The organism is Azospirillum sp. A23, from assembly GCF_042938965.1.
Classification (GTDB): domain Bacteria; phylum Pseudomonadota; class Alphaproteobacteria; order Azospirillales; family Azospirillaceae; genus Azospirillum; species Azospirillum melinis.
On the sequence record NZ_CP170666.1, the window covers coordinates 1406440 to 1426697 of the forward strand.

Consider the following 20258-nt stretch of genomic DNA (forward strand, 5'->3'; position numbering starts at 1 on the left):
TCGCTCACTCGCGACGGCAGCGAGCAACATCTCAACATTGCGAATGCACGCTTGTATTTATTCCTTGAAATTATCCAGATCTCGGCTTTCCTGCTGCTGGTCGTTTCAGGAAATTTCTTTCCGAATCACATGTTTTCATGCCGGAGGTTAACGATAATATTAATGGAATCGGAATGAAGTCGATTAAAAATATGAAAGCCATTTTGATTTTCATTATAGATTGTCTGCAAAGTATTGATATTAATTATTCATTAACCATTATTAAAGACTTGTCTACAACTGACTTTGTCACAAATCGACTGATTTTGATTTTGGACTTCTTCAAAAATATCCCCTTAGGTTGCGATTGTCCGCCTTTGTCAAAAGCGGGCATTTTCGGGCTGCGCCAGTGGTTGGCGCGATACCAGCCCTTGGACCGCGATCGTCAAGCTTCCTTCCGGGAAGCCTCTAGATGGGGATTGGTATGGCTGCCGGTGAGACTCTGACCCTGATTGCGGGAGCCACGGACTACATCTTCAGCAGTGGGGATGTCTGGTCCGGCGTCAAGGGGCTCGGCACGCGCGGCGTCGTGCTGAGGTCGTCGGGAAGCACCCTCGCGGTCACCAACCTCGACCACATCACCGGTGGCACGAGCGTCAGCACCAAGGACGTCGTCACGTTGGCGGGTGCGGGCGGCAACACCATCACCGTACGAGCGCTGGAGACGCTGATCGGCAGCGGCGGCTACGACCGGGTCATGGGCGCCTCGACCGGCACGTCCATGGCGGTGGAGTCGATCGAAACCTTCGTCGGCGCCTCGACCGGCACCAACCTGATCGTCCTGACGAGCGCCGCCGGCAACACGATGTCGGTGGCCTATCTGAAATCGATCGTCGGCAGCGCCGGCAAGGACGTCATCAGTTTCGGTGCCGACGGCCAGGTGGGAGGCACCGTCGCCGTAACGGCGGTCGAGACGCTGATCGGTACCTCTGGCAACGACATCGTCGCGACCATCGGCGGCGGCAGCAACACCGCCCAAGTGAAAAACATCGAGGTCTTCCTCGGCAACGGCTCCAAGGCCGGGGACGTCGTCGTGCTCGACAGCGCGGGGGGTACGATCGGCCTCAGCTACGTCGAGACGCTGATCGGCAGCAGCGCCGTCGACGTCTTCACGATGGGCTACAAGAGCGGCACGATCAACATGGCGACGGGTGGTGGCACCACCGCCGTGTCGATGATCGACACCATCGTCGGTGGAACCGGCTCCCGCAACGCCGCCATTCTGCTGGACGTCGGCACCACCGTCACGGTCGCCAGCCTCAATACGCTGATCGGCGGCAGCGGCAACGACGTCGTCAATATGACGTTCCGGGATGGGACGCCGATCATCGGCGATGGCCCCATCGCCTGGAACACCGTCGGCAACACCATGCAGGTGGAGGCGCTCGAGACGGTGATCGGCACCACTGGCGAAGACACGCTCATGGTGCTCGGCAACACCGGCATCACGATGAGCGTCTCGGCGATCGAGGCGATCATCGGAAAGGGAGGCACTGAAACGGTGCTGCTGGGCAACGGCGGCAGCACGGTCAAGGTCTCCTCCCTGGAGACGCTGATCGGCGGCGCCGGCAACGACGTCGTGTCCGTAACCGGGGTCAGCGCCAACAACGGCATGACCATGATGGTGTCGTCGGTCGAGACCTTGATCGGCGGCGCCGGCAACGACGTGGTGTGGCTGACCGAAACCGCCGGCACCGTCTATGTGTCCGGGATCGATACCGTCTTCGTGGGCGGTCAGGCCATGGACATCGGCAACGCCGACCGTTTCCTGGTCTTTCCGGTCGCGGTGACCGCGCCTTCGGCCCCCGGTCTCAGCGTCGGTTCGGACAGCGGCACGCTGGGTGATGCCAGGACGAACGCGACCCTGCCGACCCTGACCGGCACGGCCGCAGCGGGCAGCGTCGTCAATCTCTACGGCAACGGGACCACGCTGCTGGGCAGCGGGACCGCCGACGGCACCGGGCAATGGGCGGTCACGGCGACCACGGCGCTCGCCGACGGCACCTGGACGATCACGGCGAAGACCGTCTCCTCCGGCATGGAGAGCGCGGCGTCGGGCGAGTTTCTGCTGACCATCGACGCGACGGCGCCGACCGCGCCGACCCTTGCCTTCACGCCGGGATCGGACAGCGGCCGCTCCTCCGCCGACGGTGTCACCAACGTCACGACGCCGACCGTGACGGGCACGGCCGAGGCGGGCAGCACGGTCACCCTCTATCTCGACGGGGTGAGCGTCGGAACGACGACCGCCAGCGGCGTCGGCGCCTGGTCGATCGCCACCTCCGCGGTTTCCCAAGGTGGTCACACCCTGACCGCCCGCGCGGTGGACACGGCCGGTAACACGAGCACCGTCTCGGCCGGCCTCACGCTCACGGTGGACACCACGGTGGCGGCCCCGACCGGCTTGGCGCTGGCGACGGCGAGCGATACCGGGATCCTGGGCGACAACCTCACCGCCATCAACACCCCTGTCATCGGCGGCACGGCGGAGGCCAATGCCGTCGTAAGCCTGTACAAGGACTCCACCACCCTTCTCGGCAATGCGACCGCCGACGGAAGCGGCATCTGGCGGATGACGCTGGGCGCGCTGGGCGACGGCGCACACACCCTCGCCGCGCGCGCGGTCGATCTGGCGGGCAACAGCAGCACCGCCTCGAGCCCGTTCGTCGTCACCATCGACACCACGCCTCCGGCCGCTCCCTCCGCCCCGTCGCTGACGGCGGCCTCGGACAGCGGCAGCTCCTCCTCGGACCGGCTGACGAACGTCAGGACGCCGACCTTCACCGGCACGGCCGAGGCGAACAGCGTCATCGATCTGCTGGTCTCCGGCAGCGTGGTGGGAACGGGCACCGCCGACGGGTCCGGCGCCTGGACCGTGACCGCCGGCAGCGCCCTCGCGGACGGCAACTGGTCCTTCTCCACCCGCTCGCGCGATGCCGCCGGCAACACGCGGGACGGCGTGGCGAGCCTGACCGTCACCATCGACACCACGGCGGACGCGCCGGGCGGTCTGAAGCTGACCGCCGCCACCGACACCGGCCGCAGCACGACCGACGGCCTCACCAACCTCGTCTCGCCCACCGTCGCCGGCACGGCGGCTGCCGGCAGCACCGTGACGCTCTACGACGGCGCCGTGGCGCTCGGCGCCGCGACGGCCAACGGCCAGGGCAACTGGGAAATCGCCACCAGCGGCCTCGCCGTCGGCGCCCACACGCTGACGGCCAGGGCCGTCGATGCTGCGGGCAACACCAGCCTCCCCTCCGCCGCCTTCACCGTCACGGTGGACACCAGCGCGTCCGCCCCGACCGGCTTGGCCCTGGCGGCGGCGTCGGACACCGGCGTCACCGGCGATTCGAGGACGAACCTCACGACGCCCTCGGTCATCGGGACGGCAGAGGCGTCCAGCATCGTCTTTCTCTACGAAGGCAACACCCTGCTCGGCCAAGCCACGGCGGGAGCCGACGGCAGCTGGACGGTCGCCTCGTCCGCGCTGACCGGCGACATCCACACCCTGACCGCCCGCGCCGTCGATCCGGCCGGCAACACCTCCGCCGCGAGCGGCGGCCTTGTCGTCAACATCGACCTGACGGCGCCGAACGCTCCGGGCGGACTCCTGCTGAACTCCGACAGCGGCACGCCGAACGACAACCGGACCCGAATCCCTACGCCGGCGATCACGGGCACGGCCGAGGCCGGCAGCACCGTGCGGCTGTATGAGGGCAACGTCCTGCTCGGGACGGGCACGGCGGACCTTGCCACCGGCGCCTGGACGGTCACCTCCGCCAGCCTGGGGGATGGGGCTCACACGCTGACCGCGCGGGCGGTGGACATTGCCGGCAACACCGGCGCCGCCTCCGCCGCCCTCGCCATCACGATCGACCAGACCTCGGCCACGCCGGGCGCCCTGGCGCTGAGCAGCTCCACCAACAGCGGCAGCCAGGCCGACGCCCTGACCAACGCGCTGGCCCCCACCATCACCGGTACGGCCGAAGCCGGCGCCACGGTTACGCTCCATGGCGGCGGTTCGAGCGCCAGCGCGACGGCCGACGGTTCCGGCCACTGGTCCGCCACGATCACCGGCCTCGGCGAGGGCGACCACACCCTGACCGCCAGCGCCGTGGACGTGGCCGGCAACACCAGCCAGCTGTCCGCCGGTCTGGTCATCAGCATCGACCGCACCGGGCCGGGATTGTCGGTGCCGACGGCGGACACCGCCGGGCCTTCGGGCCAGTTCACCCCGATCCTGTCGGGCACGGCCGAGGCCAACAGCGTCGTCACCCTGTATGACGGCTCCGCCGTCGGGGCGGCGGTGCTCGGGGTCGTGACCGTCGGCAACAGCGGCCTGTGGTCGATCACCACGCCGGAACTCGGCGGCGGCACCTACACGATGACCGCGCGCGCGCTGGACGCGGCCGGCAACGAAACCGTCACGACCACGCCGCTTTCGGTGACCGGGCGCATCGGCGTGCCCGGCGGTCTCCAGCTCGCCTCCGATTCCGGTGTGCCCAACGACGGGATCACCAACGTGGTCTCGCCGATCCTGACGGGAACCGCGCTTGCGGGCGCGACGGTCTCCCTCTACAGCGGCCTGACGCTGATCGGCACCGGCACGGCCGATGGCAGCGGCGTGTGGACCGTCGCCTCGACCGGCACGCTGGCGACCGGAAGCGCGCACACGCTTTATGCCAAGATCGATGCCTATGGGACGGTCCTCACCTCCGCGGGCCTGACGGTCACCATCGACACGACGGCGCCCGATCAGCCGGGCGCGGTGGCGCTGCAGGCCGGATCGGACAGCGGCTCGGTCGACACCGACCGCATCACCAACCTCGACGCGGTCACCGTCACCGGCACCGCCGAGGCGCGCAGCGTCGTCACCCTGTATGGCAACGACGGGACCACGGCGCTCGGCACCGCCACCGCCTCCGACGGCGGGATATGGTCGCTCAGCACGGGCTCGCTGGCGGCGGGCGTCCATACGCTCACCGCCCGCGCGGTGGACATCGCCGGCAACACCGGCGCCGCCTCCGGCGGCCTTGTCGTCACCATCGACCGCACCGCCGACGCCCCGACCGGCCTCGCCCTGGCGACGGGATCCGACACGGGCCTGACGGGCGACGCGATCACCAGCGTCCTGGCCCCGACCATCACCGGAACGGCGGAGGCCAACGGCACCGTCTCGCTGTACAACGGCGCCAACCTCGTCGGCACCGCCACCGTGGACGGCAGCGGCAACTGGTCGGTGACCACCTCCGCGCTCGGCAACGGCACGCACAGCCTGACCGCGCGCGTCGTGGACGTCGTCGGCAACACCAGCAATGCCTCCTCGGCCTTCGTGGTCACCGTCGATACGACGGCGCCCGACGCGCCGGGCGGGCTGTCGACCGATCCGGCCGACGACAGCGGCGTCCGCGACAACGTCACCAACATCCGGACGCAGACCGTCACCGGAACGGCGGAGGCCGGCGCCACCGTCGTCCTGTACGACGGCGCCACCGCGCTGGGCACGCAGGTCGCGACGGGCGGGGTTTGGACTATCGGGACGGGCACGCTGGCCGAGGGCGGACACACGCTGACGGCGCGGGCCGTCGACGCGGCCGGCAACACGGGTGCCGCCTCCGCGGCGCTGACCGTCACCATCGACCTGTCCACCCCGGCTCCGAGCGCCATGGCCCTGACCGCGGCGTCGGACACCGGCTACAGCGCCACGGACCGCATCACCAACGCCACGACGCTGTCGCTGACCGGCTCCGCCGAGGCGAACAGCACCGTTACCCTCTACGACGGCTTGGCCGGCAGCCTGACGCCGCTGGCGACGCTGGTCGCCGACGGTAACGGCGCCTGGTCCTACACCGGGACCGCGTTCGCCGAGGGCACGCACACCCTCACCGCCACCGCGGTGGACCCCAGCGGCAACACGTCGAGCGGCGCCGGCACGCTGGTGGTGACGGTCGACCTGACCGTCGACGCGCCCGGCGCGCCGGCCCTGGCCCCCGCGTCGGACACCGGCGTGTCGGGCGACGGGAAGACCCGCCTGCTGGCACCCACCTTCACCGGCACGGTGGAGAGGGGCGCGGTGGTGTCGCTGTACGACGGCGGCAATTTCGTTGGCATGGGCACGGCTGATGGCGCCGGCGTCTATTCCATCGAGACGCCGCTGAGCAACGGGTCGCACACCATCACGGCGCGCGTCGTCGATGCCGCCGGCAACAACACGGCAGCCGCTTCCGCCCCGCTGGTCATCACCATCGATGCCGTCGCGCCCGACGCGCCGTCCGCGCCGGCGCTGGACCCGGCCTCGGACAGCAGCACGCCGGGCGATCTCCTCACATCGGTGGCCACGCCGACCGTGACCGGCACGGCGGAGGCGCTCAGCACCGTCCATCTCTACAGCGGCGGCATCAGCGTCGGAACGGCCACCGCCGACGGAACGGGCGCCTGGACGATCACCGCCGGCAGCCTCGCCGACGGCGTGAACACGCTGACCGTCCGCTCCGTGGACGACGCCGGCAACACCAGCAGCGCCTCGGCTTCGCTTCTGCTGACCATCGACACCACGCCGCCGACCCCGGGCGGCCTGGCTCTGACAGCGGCTACCGACAGCGGCCGCGTCAATAACGATGCCGTCACGTCGGTGACGGCGCCGGTCATCACCGGCACCGCCCAGGCCGGCAGCATCGTCACGCTCTACGACGCCAACGGAAACACCCTGCTGGGCAGCGCGACGGTGGACAGCCTCGGCCAATGGTCGGTCGCCAGCCCGACGCTGGCCGAGGGGCTGCACACGCTGTCGGCCCACGCCGTGGATCCGGCCGGCAACACGGCGGTCGTGGCGGCGGCCCTGATCGTCAACGTCGACCTCACCGTCCTGCCGTCGTCGGCGCCCAGCCTGACCGCCGGGTCCGACAGCGGCATCGCCAACGACCAGCTCACCAACGACACCACGCCCACGGTGAGCGGAAGCGCCGAGGCGTACAGCGTCATCACCCTCTACGCCGGGACCACGCTCGTCGGCACGGGAACCGCCGACGGTTCGGGGAACTGGACGGTGACCACGGGGACGCTCATCAGCGGCAGCCACACGCTGACCGCCCGCGTCACCGATCTGGCCGGCAACAGCACCGCCGCGGCGTCCGCTCCGCTAATCGTCACCATCGACACCGAGAACCTCACGATGTCGAACCTGGCCCTGGCGGCCGGGAACGACACCGGGGTGTCCGACACCGACGGGCTGACCAAGCTCGCCACGCCGACGATTGTCGGCACGGCGGAGAGCTTCAGCGTCGTCACCCTGTATGAAGGCAACGTCAGCGTCGGCTCGGCGACGGCGGACGCGACCGGCGCCTTCTCCCTCACCACGAACTCGCTGTCGCAGGGCAGCCATTCCCTGACGGCGCTCAGCGTCGACCGCGCCGGCAACACCTCCACGGTGTCGAGCAGCCTCCTCCTGTCGGTCGACCTGTCCACCCCGCAGCCCAGCCTGCTCATGGCCGTTGCGTCCGACAGCGGCATTTCGAACAGCGATCATCTCACCAACAACACCGTCCTGCCGCTGAGCGGCACGGCCGAGGCGGGCAGCACCGTCGTCCTGTACGACGGCACGACCGCGTTCGGCACGGTCGTCGCCGACAGCCTCGGCGGCTGGTCGCTGCTGTCCCCCTCGCTGGCGGCGGGCAGCCACAGCCTGACCGCCGAGGCGACCGACCTCGCCGGAAACCGCTCGACCTCCGCGGCTCTCGTCGTCACCATCGACACGGTTGCGGCGGTGCCCTCGCTGGGCCTGTCGGCCGCAAGCGACACCGGGGTCACCGGCGATTGGACGACGAACGACTCCACGCCCGATTTCACGGGCACGACGGAGGCCGGCGGGTTCGTCTCGCTTTACGAAGGCGGCACGCTGCGCGGAACGACGACCGCCGACGGCGCTGGGCTGTGGACCATCACCAGCAGCCAGATGGGCAACGGTCCGCACACGCTGACCGTGCGTGGCATGGACGCCGCCGGCAACACCAGCGTCCTGTCCTCGGCGGTGGTGATCACCATCGATACGGTCGTGCCGACCGCGCCGACCGGCATCACGCTCGCATCCGGTTCCGACAGCGGGACGTCGAACACCGACCGCCTGACCAACGTCGCGACCCCGACGCTGTCCGGCTCGGCCGAGGCCAACAGCACGGTCGTCCTCTACAGCGGCACCACGACCGTCGGCACGGCGACCGCCGGCGGCAGCGGGGGCTGGACCATCACCGCGGCGTCGCTGGCCGACGGCGTGAACACGCTGACGGTGAAGGCGACCGACGCCGCCGGCAACACCAGCGCCGCCAGTTCGCCGCTGAACGTCACCATCGACACCGTTCAGGCGGCGCCCGGCACCCCGGTGCTGGGCGCCGCCTACGACAGCGGAAGCTCCAGCACGGACGGCATCACCAGGATCGTCAACCCGACGATCACCGGCACCGGCGAAGCGGGTAGCGTCGTCACCCTTTACGACGGCAGCGTGAGCTACGGCTCCACCACCGTGAACGGGCTGGGTGTCTGGTCGATTGCCACCGGCACCCTGGTCCCGGGCACCCGCACCCTCACCGCCCGTGCGGTCGACGGCGCCGGCAACAGTTCGGTGGCCTCCGCCGGGCTGGTCATCACCATCGACACCTCCGCGGCGGCGCCGGGGACCCCGTCGCTCGTCGTCGACAGCGGCGCCTCCAACACCGACCGGCTGATCAACACCGGTTCGCCGACCCTCACCGGCACGGCCGAGGCGAACGGCCTCGTCCGACTCTACGATGGCGCCAGCCTCGTCGGATCCGGCACGGCCGACGGGTCGGGCGTCTGGACCATCGCCGCCAGCGGGCTCGGCGCGGGGGCGCACACGCTGTCGGCCCGGATGGTCGACGTCGCCGGCAACACCAGCGATCCGTCCGCGGCGCTGACCATCACCGTGGACACCACGGCTCCCGCCGCGCCGGGAACCCCGTCGCTCAGCGCCGGTTCGAACAGCGGTTCCACGGCGGACCGCATCACCTCGGTCTCCGCCCCGACCATCACCGGCACGGCCGAGGCGAACAGCCTCGTCACGCTGTATGACGGCACGACCAGTCTCGGCACCGTGACGGCCAACGGCAGCGGTGCCTGGTCGATCACCACCCCGTCGCTGACCGACGGGACGCACACGCTGTCCGCGGTCGCGCTCGACCTGGCCGGCAACACCAGTGCCGCCTCCGCGGCGCTGACGGTCACGATCGACACCACGGCGGCGGCCCCGACGGGGCTCGCCCTGGCTGCCGCCTCCGATACTGGACTCGTGGGCGACAACCTGACCTCCGCCACCACCCCGACGATCACCGGCCGGGCGGAGGCGGGGAGCGTCGTCACCCTGCTGGAAGGATCGACGGTGCTCGGCACCGGCACCGCCGACAGCACGGGCGCCTGGTCGATCACCAGTTCCGTCCTGGCGGGCGGCACCGGAACGGCGCATTCGCTGTTCGCCACGATTGTCGATGTGGCGGGCAACACCAGTTCCGCCTCCGCTTCGCTGAACTTCACCATCGACACCGAGCCGGACGCGGTCTCGATTGCGCTTGCCCCGTCGTCGGACACCGGATCCTCCAACAGCGACCGGATCACCTCCGACACCATGCCGACGCTCAGCGGCATCGTGGGAACGGACACGCTCGGCGCCGGCCGGATCGTCACGATCACGAGCGCGTTCAACGGGGGAACCGCCCAGGCCATCGGGACGGTGGTGGCGGACGCCATGACCGGCGCCTGGAGCTTCACTCCGTCGAGTTCTCTGGCCGCGGGTGTCTACAACTTCGGAATCTCCTCGTTCGACAATGCGGGGAACGCGGGCGTCAACGGCCTCACGGTGACCATCGATCTCACCGCCGACACACCCGGCGGGCTGGCCCTCGCCACCGGATCGGACAGCGGCCGCGACACGACCGACAACAAGACGAACGTCACCGCACCGGTCATCACCGGCACCGCCGAAGCCGGCAGCATCGTCACGCTCTACGACAACGCCGTCTCCGTCGGGACGGTCACGGCAAGCGGGCTTGGCACCTGGTCCTTCACCACGCCGACGCTGGCCGACGGCGCCCACACCTTCACGGCCAGGGCCGTGGACGTCACCGACAACACCAGCGGCCTCTCCGCCGCGCTGGTCGTCACCGTCGACACGCAGGCCGCCGCGCCAAGCGGCCTCGTCCTGGCGACCGACTCCGGCAGCAGCGCGACCGACCGCCTGACCAACGTCGCGTCGCCGACGATCCGCGGCACGGCCGAAGCCTCCAACGTCGTCATGCTGTACGACGGCTCGGCCCTGGTCGGCATGTCGACAGCCGGTCTCGACGGGAACTGGACGGTCCAGGCGATTGGCCTGGCGGACGGCGAGCGCACCCTGACGGCGACGACCATCGACCAGTTCGGCAACACCAGCGCCGCCTCGGCCGTCCTGCTCGTCACCATCGACTCCGCGGCACCCCAGCCCTCGTCCATCGCCTTGACGGCGGGCTCCAACAGCGGCTCGACCGCCGACCTCGTGACCAACAGCACGACGCCGGTCCTGACCGGGACGGCGGAGCCGGGCAGCGTGGTCATGCTGTATGACGGCGCCACCCTTCTGAACAGCTCGACCTCCGACGGCGCCGGCACCTGGACGATGAGTTCGGCGTCGCTGAGCGAGGGCACGCACAGCCTGACCGTCATTTCCCGTGATGTGGCGGGCAACACCGGCGCGGCCTCGGCTCCGCTCGTCATCACCATCGATCTCACCTCGGCCACGCCGACGGGGCTGAGCCTCGGCACCGGCTCCGACAGCGGTGCGCTGGCGAGCGACCGCATCACGAAGGTCGCCACGCCCACGGTCCTGGGCGTCGCCGAGGCGAACAGCGTCGTCACGCTGCACGACGACGTCAGCGGCCTGAACATCGGCACCGCCACCGCCGACGGGTCCGGCGTCTGGTCCATCGACGTGGCCTCGACGCTTTCCAGCGGCACGCATTCGCTGACCGCGACCGCCGTCGATGTGGCGGGCAACACCAGCGCCGCCGGTGTGCTCATCGTCACCATCGACACGGCGGCGGATGTTCCGACCACGCCGGTTCTGACGGCGGGCTCCGACCTCGGCAGCTCGAACAGCGACCGGCTGACTTCCGACAGCACGCCGACGGTGAGCGGAAGCGCCGAGGCCAACAGCGTCATCACCCTGTATGACGGCAGCGTCTTCGTCGGGCTGGGAACCGCCGGCGGCGACGGCCGCTGGTCGGTGACGGCCGGCGCTTTGACGGAGGGCGCGCACACGCTCACCGTGCGGGCAACGGATTTGGCCGGGAACACCAGCAACGCCTCCGGCGAACTGGTCGTGACCATCGACCTGACGACGGCCGTCCGCTCGATCATGCGGGTAAGCGGAAGCGCGGGCGCCAACAGCGTCGTTCAGCTCTACGAGGGCGTGAACCCCGCCGGGGAGGGCATCACCTTCTTCGGGTCGGCGACCGCCGACGGCAACGGCCTGTGGACCCTGCTGGCAAGCGACCTGGGCGTGGCCGACTATACCTTGACGGCGGTGGCGCCCGGCGCGAACAGCAACACCGCGGGGCCGTCCGCTCCGCTGGTGACCATCGATGTCGTGACGCCTGTCCGCTCGATGCTGCTGGCCCAGGCGTCCGACACCGGCAGCGGGCGCGACGATCTGCTGACCAACGACACCACGCCGACGCTCATCGGCATGGTCGAGGCGGACAGCGTGGTCACGCTGTACGACGGCAACGTCGCGGTGGGCACCACGACGGCCGACGGCAACGGCGCCTGGACGATCACCTCGACGACTCTGAACTCCGGCCTGCGTCAGCTTTCGGTCACGACGGTCGACCGCGCCGGGAATACGGCCACCTCCGCCTCGGGGCTGGCGGTCACCATCGACACGACCGCGCCATCGGCACCCGCCACTCCGGTGCTGAGTGCCGACAGCAACAGCGGCCGTCTCGACAACCTCGTGACCAACGTCCGGCAACCGGTGCTGACCGGCAATGCCGAGGCGAACGCGCACATCCTGCTGTACGCCAACGGCACGCTGGTGGGCGAGACCGACGCGGATGGGTCCGGGAACTGGTCGGGGGGCACCTCGACGCTGAGCCTCGGCGCCCAGACCATGACCGTCAGGGCCGTGGACGCGGCGGGCAACACCTCGTCGGCAAGCAGTGGCCTGACGCTGACCATCACGCCGGAAAGCACCGCCCCGACGGATCTCGGGTTGGCCCCGGCCTCCGACAGCGGCGTCCAGGCCGACCGGCTGACCAACGTCCGCACCCCGACCATCACGGGATCGGCGGTGGCGAACAGCGTGGTGACGCTGTACGACTACATCACCGTCGTCGGCACGGGAACCGCGGACGGAAGCGGCCGCTGGTCGATCACGGCCGGAAGCCTGAGCGGGTCGAGCTACACCTTCACCGCCACGGCCACGGACCCCGACGGGGTCGAATCGCCGCTGTCGGCGCCCTTCATCTTCAGCATCGACACCACGGCGCCCACGGCGCCGGGCAACCTGGACCTCGCCAACGACGACGACACCCTGACGAACAACGCAACGCCGCCGATCACCGGCACCGCGGAGGCGGGCAGCACGGTGCTGTTGTACGATGGCGCTCTTCTCGTCGGCTCGGCGACGGTGGACGGCAGCGGCCTGTGGACGGTCAGCCCGTCCTCGGCGCTGTCCGATGCCGCCCACAGCCTGACCGTGCGTGCGGTCGATGCCGCCGGCAACACCTCGGCGGCGTCCGGCGTGCTGATCGTGACCGTCGACACTGTCGCGGCGGCTCCCGGCGCCCTCGACCTGACGACGGACAGCGGGGCCAGCAGCACCGACAACCTGACCAACATCGCCACGCCGACCATCGTCGGCACGGCGGAGGCCGGCAACAGGGTCGTGCTGTACGATGGCGGGACCGCCGTCGGGACGGCCACGGCCGGGGGCGGCGGGCTTTGGACAATCGGGGCCTCCTCCCTGTCCGACGCGGTGCACACGCTCACCGCCAGGGCCTTCGATGCGGCCGGCAACACCTCGGCGGCGTCCGGCGGGCTGATCGTAACCATCGACACCGCCGTGGCGGCCCCGACCGGTCTTGGCCTTGCCACCGGCGCCGGCACGTTGACCAACACCGGCACGCCGACGATCACCGGCACCGCCGAGGCGGGCAGCACCGTCACCCTGTACGAGGGGGCCTCCTCCCTCGGGACGGCCACGGCCGACGCGACGACCGGGGTTTGGAGCCTGTCGGCGGCCTCGCTGAGCGAGGGGGGCCACACGCTGAGCGCCATGGCCGTCGATCTGGCCGGCAACAGCTCCTCCGCATCCAGCGGGTTCGCCGTGACCATCGACACGGTGGCGCCGACGCTCCTGGCGGCGCTCTCCGTCAACGGGAGCCTGCTGACCCTGACCTTTGCCGAGGCGGTGAACCTCGCCGCGGCCCCCCATCAGACCACCGGCATGAGCGTGACGGTCGACGGCACGCCCCGCGCCGTCACCGCCGTCTCCGGTACGGGCAGCGACACCCTGACCCTGACGCTCGCGTCCGCCGTGTCTCACGGGCAGACCGTGACCTTCAGCTACGATCCAGCCCTGTCGGGCAGCGCCTTGACCGATCGGGCGGGCAATGAGATGGCCAGCCTCGTCGGGCAGGCCATCGTCAACGCCACTCCTTCGCCCCCGCCGCCCCCGCCGCCCACGACGACGGTCGTGATCGACGGCGTGCCGACGACGACGACGACGGGCACCGACGGCATGGGCCGTCCGACGGAGTCCGTGGTGATCGCCCCGGTCGTGGAAAACCGGACCGATACGGACAGCAAGACCAGCCTGGCGGACGTGCCGCTGGCCGGAACCACGGTCGCCCCGGTGCTGGTGGCCAGCCTGCCGACCGGCGTGGGCATGACCTCGACCGGCACCACCTCCGGACTGACCCTGGGCGAGCTGGCCAGTTCCTTCTCCAGCCAGCTGGGCACCTTGGGCATCGTCGCGCCGACGACCGCGACCGTGCCCAACGCCGGACTCACCCAGTCGCTGCCGTCCATCAGCACGGTGACGCTGCGGCAAGTCACGCCCACCGTCGCGACGGGGCAGGCCCCGGCCACGCCGATCACCATCACCGGTTCGGCTCCGGCCGGTCAGGCCTCGGCAGTGCTGCTGGACGCGCGCCAGCTTCCGGCCGGGACGGTGGTGAACCTCGACAACGTGGACTACGCCGTCATCACCGGCGCGGTCACGGTGGGCGGCGGCGCCGGCTCGAACGTGGCGATCGGCGACAGTGCCAACCAGACCATCATCCTGGGCGCCGAGGACGATACGCTGCGCGGCGGCGGTGGCGACGACGTGATCGGCAGCCGGGAGGGCCGCGATCTGCTCTATGGCGACGACGGAAACGACACGGTGTTCGGCGGGCTCGGCTACGACCGTCTGTCGGGCGGCGCCGGCGACGATCTGCTGCGCGGCGACGAAGGCGTCGACGCCGTGCGGGTGGAGGCGAACTTCGCCGATGTGCTGATCGCCCACGGCGCCTATGGCGCGCTGACGATGGCCAGCGCCACGCTCGGCGTCGACCGGCTGGAAAGCGTGGAGATCCTGCGGTTCAACGACCGTGTGGTCCTGGTCAACGCGCCCACGCGCGTCATCAGCGACACCGGTGCCTCGCAGATCAGCGAGACGCTGTACCTCGCCCGCAATGCCGATGTGGCGCAGGCGGTGGCGCGCGGCGAGTTCGCCAGCGGCATGGACCACTACCGGCAGTACGGCGCGGCCGAAGGACGGCTGCAACCGGTGGCGCTGGACGAGGCCTTCTACCTGTCCCAGAACGAGGATGTCGCCAAGGCGGTCGCCGCCGGGCTGTTCACCAGCGGCCTCCAGCATTACCTGCTCAAGGGCGAAAAGGAAGGACGCGATCCCAACGCGCTGTTCGACACGGCTTGGTATCTGCAACACAACGCCGACGTCGCCGCCGCCCTTCAGGCCGGCACCATCGACAGCGCCTATGACCATTACGAGGCCTTCGGTTGGAAAGAGGGGCGGACGCCGTCGGCCTGGATCGACACCGGTGCCTATCTGGCGGCCAACCCCGATGTCGCGGCGGCGAAGGTGGACCCGATGGCCCATTATCTGAACTTCGGCGTCCGCGAGGGGCGGACGATCACCGCGGCGGACAGCGGCCTGTGGCTGAGCTGAGGCCGGTCGGGACAGGAGGACGGGGCGGGGCGGTGTTCCGCGCCCCGTCCTCCGCGCCACGGGCGGTGCCGACGCGACCGGAAACCGGCGCGGGTGTCACGCAGGCGGGGTGATCATGCAGCCAACTGACGCAGGGCGTCCGCGACGCGCCTGATGACGGTCGTCCAGTCGCCCGGCGCGGTCTGGCGGAAAAGCCGCATCGTCGGGTACCAGGGCGTGTCGTCGCGGCCCTGAAGCCAGCGCCAGCATCCGTCGTAGCGCGACATGACCCAGACGGGCTTCCCCAGCGCGCCGACGAGATGGGCGACCGAGGTGTCGACCGTGATCACGAGATCAAGGCGCATCACCAGGGCCGCCGTGTCCGCGAAATCGGTGATGGCCCCCATCGGATCGTGGATGTCCATCCCCGCCGGCGGTTCGGCGAGCTGCGCCGCCGGCCCGCCCATCTGCAGGTTCACGAAGCGCAGGTCCGGCACCTCGGCCAATGGCGCCAGGTCGTGCAGGCTCATGCTGCGCCGCCGGTCCGTCAGGTTCGCGCGCAGCAGGCCTGGCCGGGGGTCTCCCGACCACACCAACCCGACCCGCAGCCCGGCGCCCGGCAGGGGCTGGCCCAACCATTTGCCGATCGCCTCGGCGGGCGGGTAGAGGTAGGGAATGCCGCCGGGGATCGTGCCCAGCTCGGTGCCGAGCAGCCGCGGCAGGCTCATCAGCGGACAGTGGAACTCCGGCTTCGGGAAGGGGTCCGTCAGCGCATGGACCGCAGCCACGCCGGGCATGCCGGCGACCAGCCGCTTCAGCGACGGCTGGACCGCCAGCACCACGCGTCCGCCCCGCGCCGCGACCAGCGGGGCGTAGCGGACGAAATGAAGGGTGTCGCCGTGTCCCTGCTCGGCATGCAGCAGGATGGTGGCGCCGTTCAGCGGCTCGCCCTGCCAGGCCCGCAACTGCCCGTTCACCGTCGGGAGCTGGCCGGTTTCCCAGCGGGCCTCGTAATGGTCCCAGCCCTCCTTGAGCCGGCCGGCTTTGAGCAGGGCCAGCGACAGGTTGAAGCGGGCGTCGGGGTGCTTCGGTTCGGCGGCCAGCGTCCGGTTGAACAGGCGCTCGGCCTCGTCCAACTGGCCGAGGTCGAGGTTGATGATGCCGAGATTGTTCAGCGCCGAGACATGCGACGGGTTGATCCGCAGGGCTCGCCGGCACAGCGTCGCCGCCTCGGCGAAATCATCGCCGTTCCGGGCCTGGGACCGCTGAACATAGCCGAGGTTGGCGTAGGGATCGGGATGGTCCGGCTTGAGCGCCACGGATCGGCGGCAGAAGCGGACGGCACCCTGGCCGTCGTTCAACTCCCATACGGCGCTGGCGAGGTTGTTCCATGCCCCCGGATGATCGGGGGACAGGCGCAGGGCCCGGCGATAGGCGGCCGCGGCCTGCGCATGGTTCTTCTCCCGCGAGGCGGTGGCGCCGAGGTTGACGTAGGCCTGGACCGTTGCCGGTTCCAGCGCCACTGCCGCCCGATAGGCGGTGCGCGCGTCGGCCAGCCGTCCCGAAAGCAGGCGAGAATCGGCAACGGCCAGGAGTTCGCTCGCCGTGGCCGGGCGCAGGCGGCAGAAGCGCTCGAGCAGGGCCGACGCATTGTCGCCCGGCAGTGGCTGCCTGTGCAGGTTGGCCAGCGATTCCGGGTAGGCCGGATTGAGCGTGAGCGCCAGGCGGTACTGTTCCCGCGCCTTGTCCGGCCGGCCGAGTGCGCGGAAGGCCTCACCCAGGCTGTTGCGGTAGTAGGCCTGCGCCCTGTCGACCACGAGCGCCCGGCGCAGCCAGCGGCTGGCCGCCTCCGCCGCCCCGGCCTGCAACGCTGTCACGCCAAGCAGGTGGAGGACGTCGCCATGCGACGGCTCGGCGGACAGAATGGCCCGGTACAGAGTGCCGGCGGCAGCATCCCCTGCCTTATGCCGGGCAACCGCGGAGGCGAGCATCGACCTCACGTCGGGCAGCGTGGCCGCTGGGCCTTTCCCGACCTCAGGTTTGGCCAGCTGGCCCATGTCCTCACCCTCATCCTCGTGGCGTCAGAAAGTCTTTTGAAATACATAGCGCTTTCCGACGCGAAGGGCAGCATCGTTCAGGTCCTGAATCCGGCTTGGAGCAGGTGGATGGGGCATTTCCGCGCGAATTCAAGCCGCCCACAGCGAACTCGATGCCCGAGGACTGCATCACGCCGCAACAGTCCCGGCTTGGCAATCCGTCTTGACATGCGCCTGCACCGGCTCTTGTTGCCAGCAAGTGAAACCGACCCCAACGGCGGTCGTTCCGGCGAGCCGGTCGAGACAATGTGTCACTCCGGCAGAGGCCTCTGGCATCGGATCGCGTTGCCTTCTCCACGCGGATCGTGGGCGCCGCTCAAGGTGTCGGCATCGGTGAGCCTGATCGCTCCCGCCTGGCCGAAGATCGGCGACATGGCCGGAAGGGGCGCCACCTCATGACCCAGAGCGGTAAGAGCCCCTATCGCGGCCCCGCCCAGGGAGGCTTCGATCTTGAGGCTGTCGCGGCTGTCGGAGAATGTCTTGCCCAGAAGGAAGCGGGGTTGGGCGAGCGCCTCCACGGGCGTCATGCCGTGATCGATCAGGCCGCTGAGCAGCACGGACAGGGTCTGCGGCTGGCCGTCCGCGCCCTGGGTGCCGTAGAGAAGGCGAGGGTTCCCATCCTTGAGGGCGATGCCGGGATTGAGGGTATAGAAGGGGCGCTTGCCCGGCTGGATCCCGTTGCGGTCGCCGGGAACGGTGGAGAATGCCGCGCCACGGTTCTGCCAGAGGATGCCGGTGTCGCCGATCAGGACACCGCTGCCCCAGTCGAAATAGGTGCTTTGCAGGACGCTGGCACAGCGTCCCTGTTCGTCGGTCGCGGCGAAATAGACCGTATCGCCATGCTGGTAGGGATGGGGCCAGGGCAGGGCGCGTGCCGGATCGATGGCGGCGGCCTTGGCGGCCAGACGCTGCGGATCGAGGAAATCCCAGGGAGGCGGTTCGGCACAGTCCGGATCGGCGATCAGCGGCCGGTCCAGGAAAGCCTGCTTCACCGCCTCGACCAGCAGATGGTAACGCAGCGGGCTGGTCGGCGACAGGGCCGCCAGATCGAAGTGGGAGAGGATGCCCAGGATCGCCAGGGTGGAAAGCCCCTGCGTCGGCGCGGGTGGCGCCAGCAGGGTCAGCCCGCGATAGTCTAGGCTTGCCGGAGCCTCGTCCCGTGTCCGGGATGCTGCCAGATCCGCGGCACGGAGAGGGGAGCCGGCGGCGGCCAGCCCCTCTGCCAGTTGCTCGGCCAGTCGCCCATCATAGAAGGACCGGTAACCGTCCTCCGCCAGCAGGGAGAGGCTGCGGGCGAGGCCGGGCTGCTTGAAGAGGGCGCCGGGGGCCGCGTTGAAATGTTCCGCGAAGCCTCCCCACTGCGGGATCTCGTCGCGGCGGAAATCGAACCAGAACTGTTGCGAGCGGCTCGGGACATAGCCGTCCCGGGCCAGGGCGATGGCGGGGGCGAGGAGGTCGGCGAAGGCCTGTGTGCCGCCCCAGCGATCCGCACCATAGGCAAGGGCATGACCCCAGCTGTCGACCGCGCAGGCCGAGGTGACGGTCGAGGCCGGTCCGCGCAGAGGGATGGCAGAGTCGTAGGCGGGCAGGGTCTCCGCCGCCTGTCCGATGCCGAGGAAGCAGCGCTGTCCTCCCTGCCGGTCCGCCACCAGCCAGACGGCGTCGCCGCCGATTCCGCAGAAATGCGGCATGACGACGGACAGGCAGGCGGCGATGGCGACCGCCGCTTCGATGGCGGTGCCGCCGCTGGCCAGAATAGCGGCTCCGGCTTCGGAGGCCAGGGGATGCGGGCTGGTGACCATTCCGGGCCGGGCGGCGTTCATCTCGTTTCCCCTCTGCTGGAACCCGGCCGTCGGTCCGGCCGGGCCTGTTCCCTGCTGTCAGTTGGTCTTGTAGGCGAGCTTGCGGTCGGCCGGCGGCGGCAGGAACCGGCGGGTGAAGACCTGTTCCGGCTTGGGCGTGGCGGTCAGCTGATAGCCTTCGACGACAATGCCGATGGAACGGGCGAGGCGGGCATCGTCCACATCGCCGAGGCCGAGCCTGTCGACTTCCGGCGAAACGATGAGATGCTCGTAGGAGAAGATCATGCGGGCGCGCTCAAGCTCCTCCTTGGCCAGATTGTCGTAGGCCAGGACCGCCTTCAGCCCGGCGGCAGGATCCCCGCCGATCTCGACCGCCGCCTTGTTGACGGCACGGACGAGGCCGGTGACGGCGGCCGGGTTCTCCCGGATCAGCTTCTGGGAAACCATCATGCCGTTGGAATAGAGGTCGAGGCCGAAATCGCCGAACAGCAGCCAGTTGTAGTCCTTGGCCGGATCCTGGCGGTTGTTGATCAGGTTGAACCAGCTGGTGATGTTGAAGACCAGGGCGCCGTCGATGTCGCCCTTGATCAGCATCGGTTCCTGGAGGTTCGGCCCCATGTTCTCGATGGCGACCTTGGTCATGTCGACCTTGTTGAGCGTGCCGAGCACGGTCACGAGGCGGGTGGTCGGGGTGCCCTGCGCGCCGCCCAGCTTCTTGCCGACGAGATCGGCGGGCTTCGCGATGCTGGTCGCCTTCTTCGAGACGATGGCGAAGGGCGGCTTGTTCCAGAGCTGATAGACCATCACCGGCACGTCGCCGGGACGGGTTGCCGCATTCTGGATGATCGCGTTGATGTCGCCGAAGCCGGCGTCATAGGCGCCCGACATGATGCGGGTCACGGTGGCCGCCGACCCTTCGCCCTGGTCGATGGTGACGTTCAGCCCTTCCGCCTTGAAATAGCCCTTCTGCAGCGCCAGCAGGAACGGCGCGTCGGAGCCCTGGGTCTTCCAGCCGAGCGTGAACTTGATGTCGGTGTCGGCCGACGCCGTCCCGCTCAGGCAAAGGCCGAGCGCAAGCGTCGCGAGAAGCTTTTTCAACATGGGGAGGCTCCGTTTCGGAAGGAT

The 20258-nt window shown here is 69.7% G+C and carries 5 protein-coding genes; 2 read left to right on the forward strand and 3 right to left on the reverse strand.

Features of this window, described 5'->3' with window-relative positions; all coding sequences use genetic code 11:
* Positions 1-173 precede the first annotated feature (173 nt).
* Complete coding sequence (locus tag ABNQ40_RS15210) at positions 174-485, forward strand: hypothetical protein (RefSeq protein WP_146255517.1); 312 nt, start codon at positions 174-176, stop codon at positions 483-485.
* Positions 464-15256 carry an Ig-like domain-containing protein gene (locus tag ABNQ40_RS15215; RefSeq protein WP_109051388.1) on the forward strand — a complete coding sequence of 4931 codons (14793 nt, stop codon included), beginning with the start codon at positions 464-466 and terminating at the stop codon, positions 15254-15256. The genes ABNQ40_RS15210 and ABNQ40_RS15215 overlap by 22 nt, the downstream gene beginning before the upstream one ends.
* A 113-nt stretch (positions 15257-15369) precedes the next feature.
* Here ABNQ40_RS15215 and ABNQ40_RS15220 read toward each other — a convergent pair whose 3' ends face one another.
* The 3 genes from ABNQ40_RS15220 to ABNQ40_RS15230 form a co-directional block, all read right to left on the reverse strand.
* A complete protein-coding gene (locus ABNQ40_RS15220; protein WP_109051389.1) occupies positions 15370-17292 on the reverse strand; it encodes a tetratricopeptide repeat protein in 1923 nt (640 codons plus the stop codon).
* Positions 17293-17582: 290 nt separating this feature from the next.
* Positions 17583-19154 (reverse strand): gamma-glutamyltransferase family protein, encoded by a 1572-nt coding sequence (locus ABNQ40_RS15225; protein ID WP_391347111.1) that lies wholly within the window; start codon positions 19152-19154, stop codon positions 17583-17585.
* A gap of 57 nt (positions 19155-19211) precedes the next feature.
* Complete coding sequence (locus ABNQ40_RS15230) at positions 19212-20234, reverse strand: ABC transporter substrate-binding protein (RefSeq protein ID WP_391347113.1); 1023 nt, start codon at positions 20232-20234, stop codon at positions 19212-19214.
* Between the last annotated feature and the right edge of the window lie 24 nt (positions 20235-20258).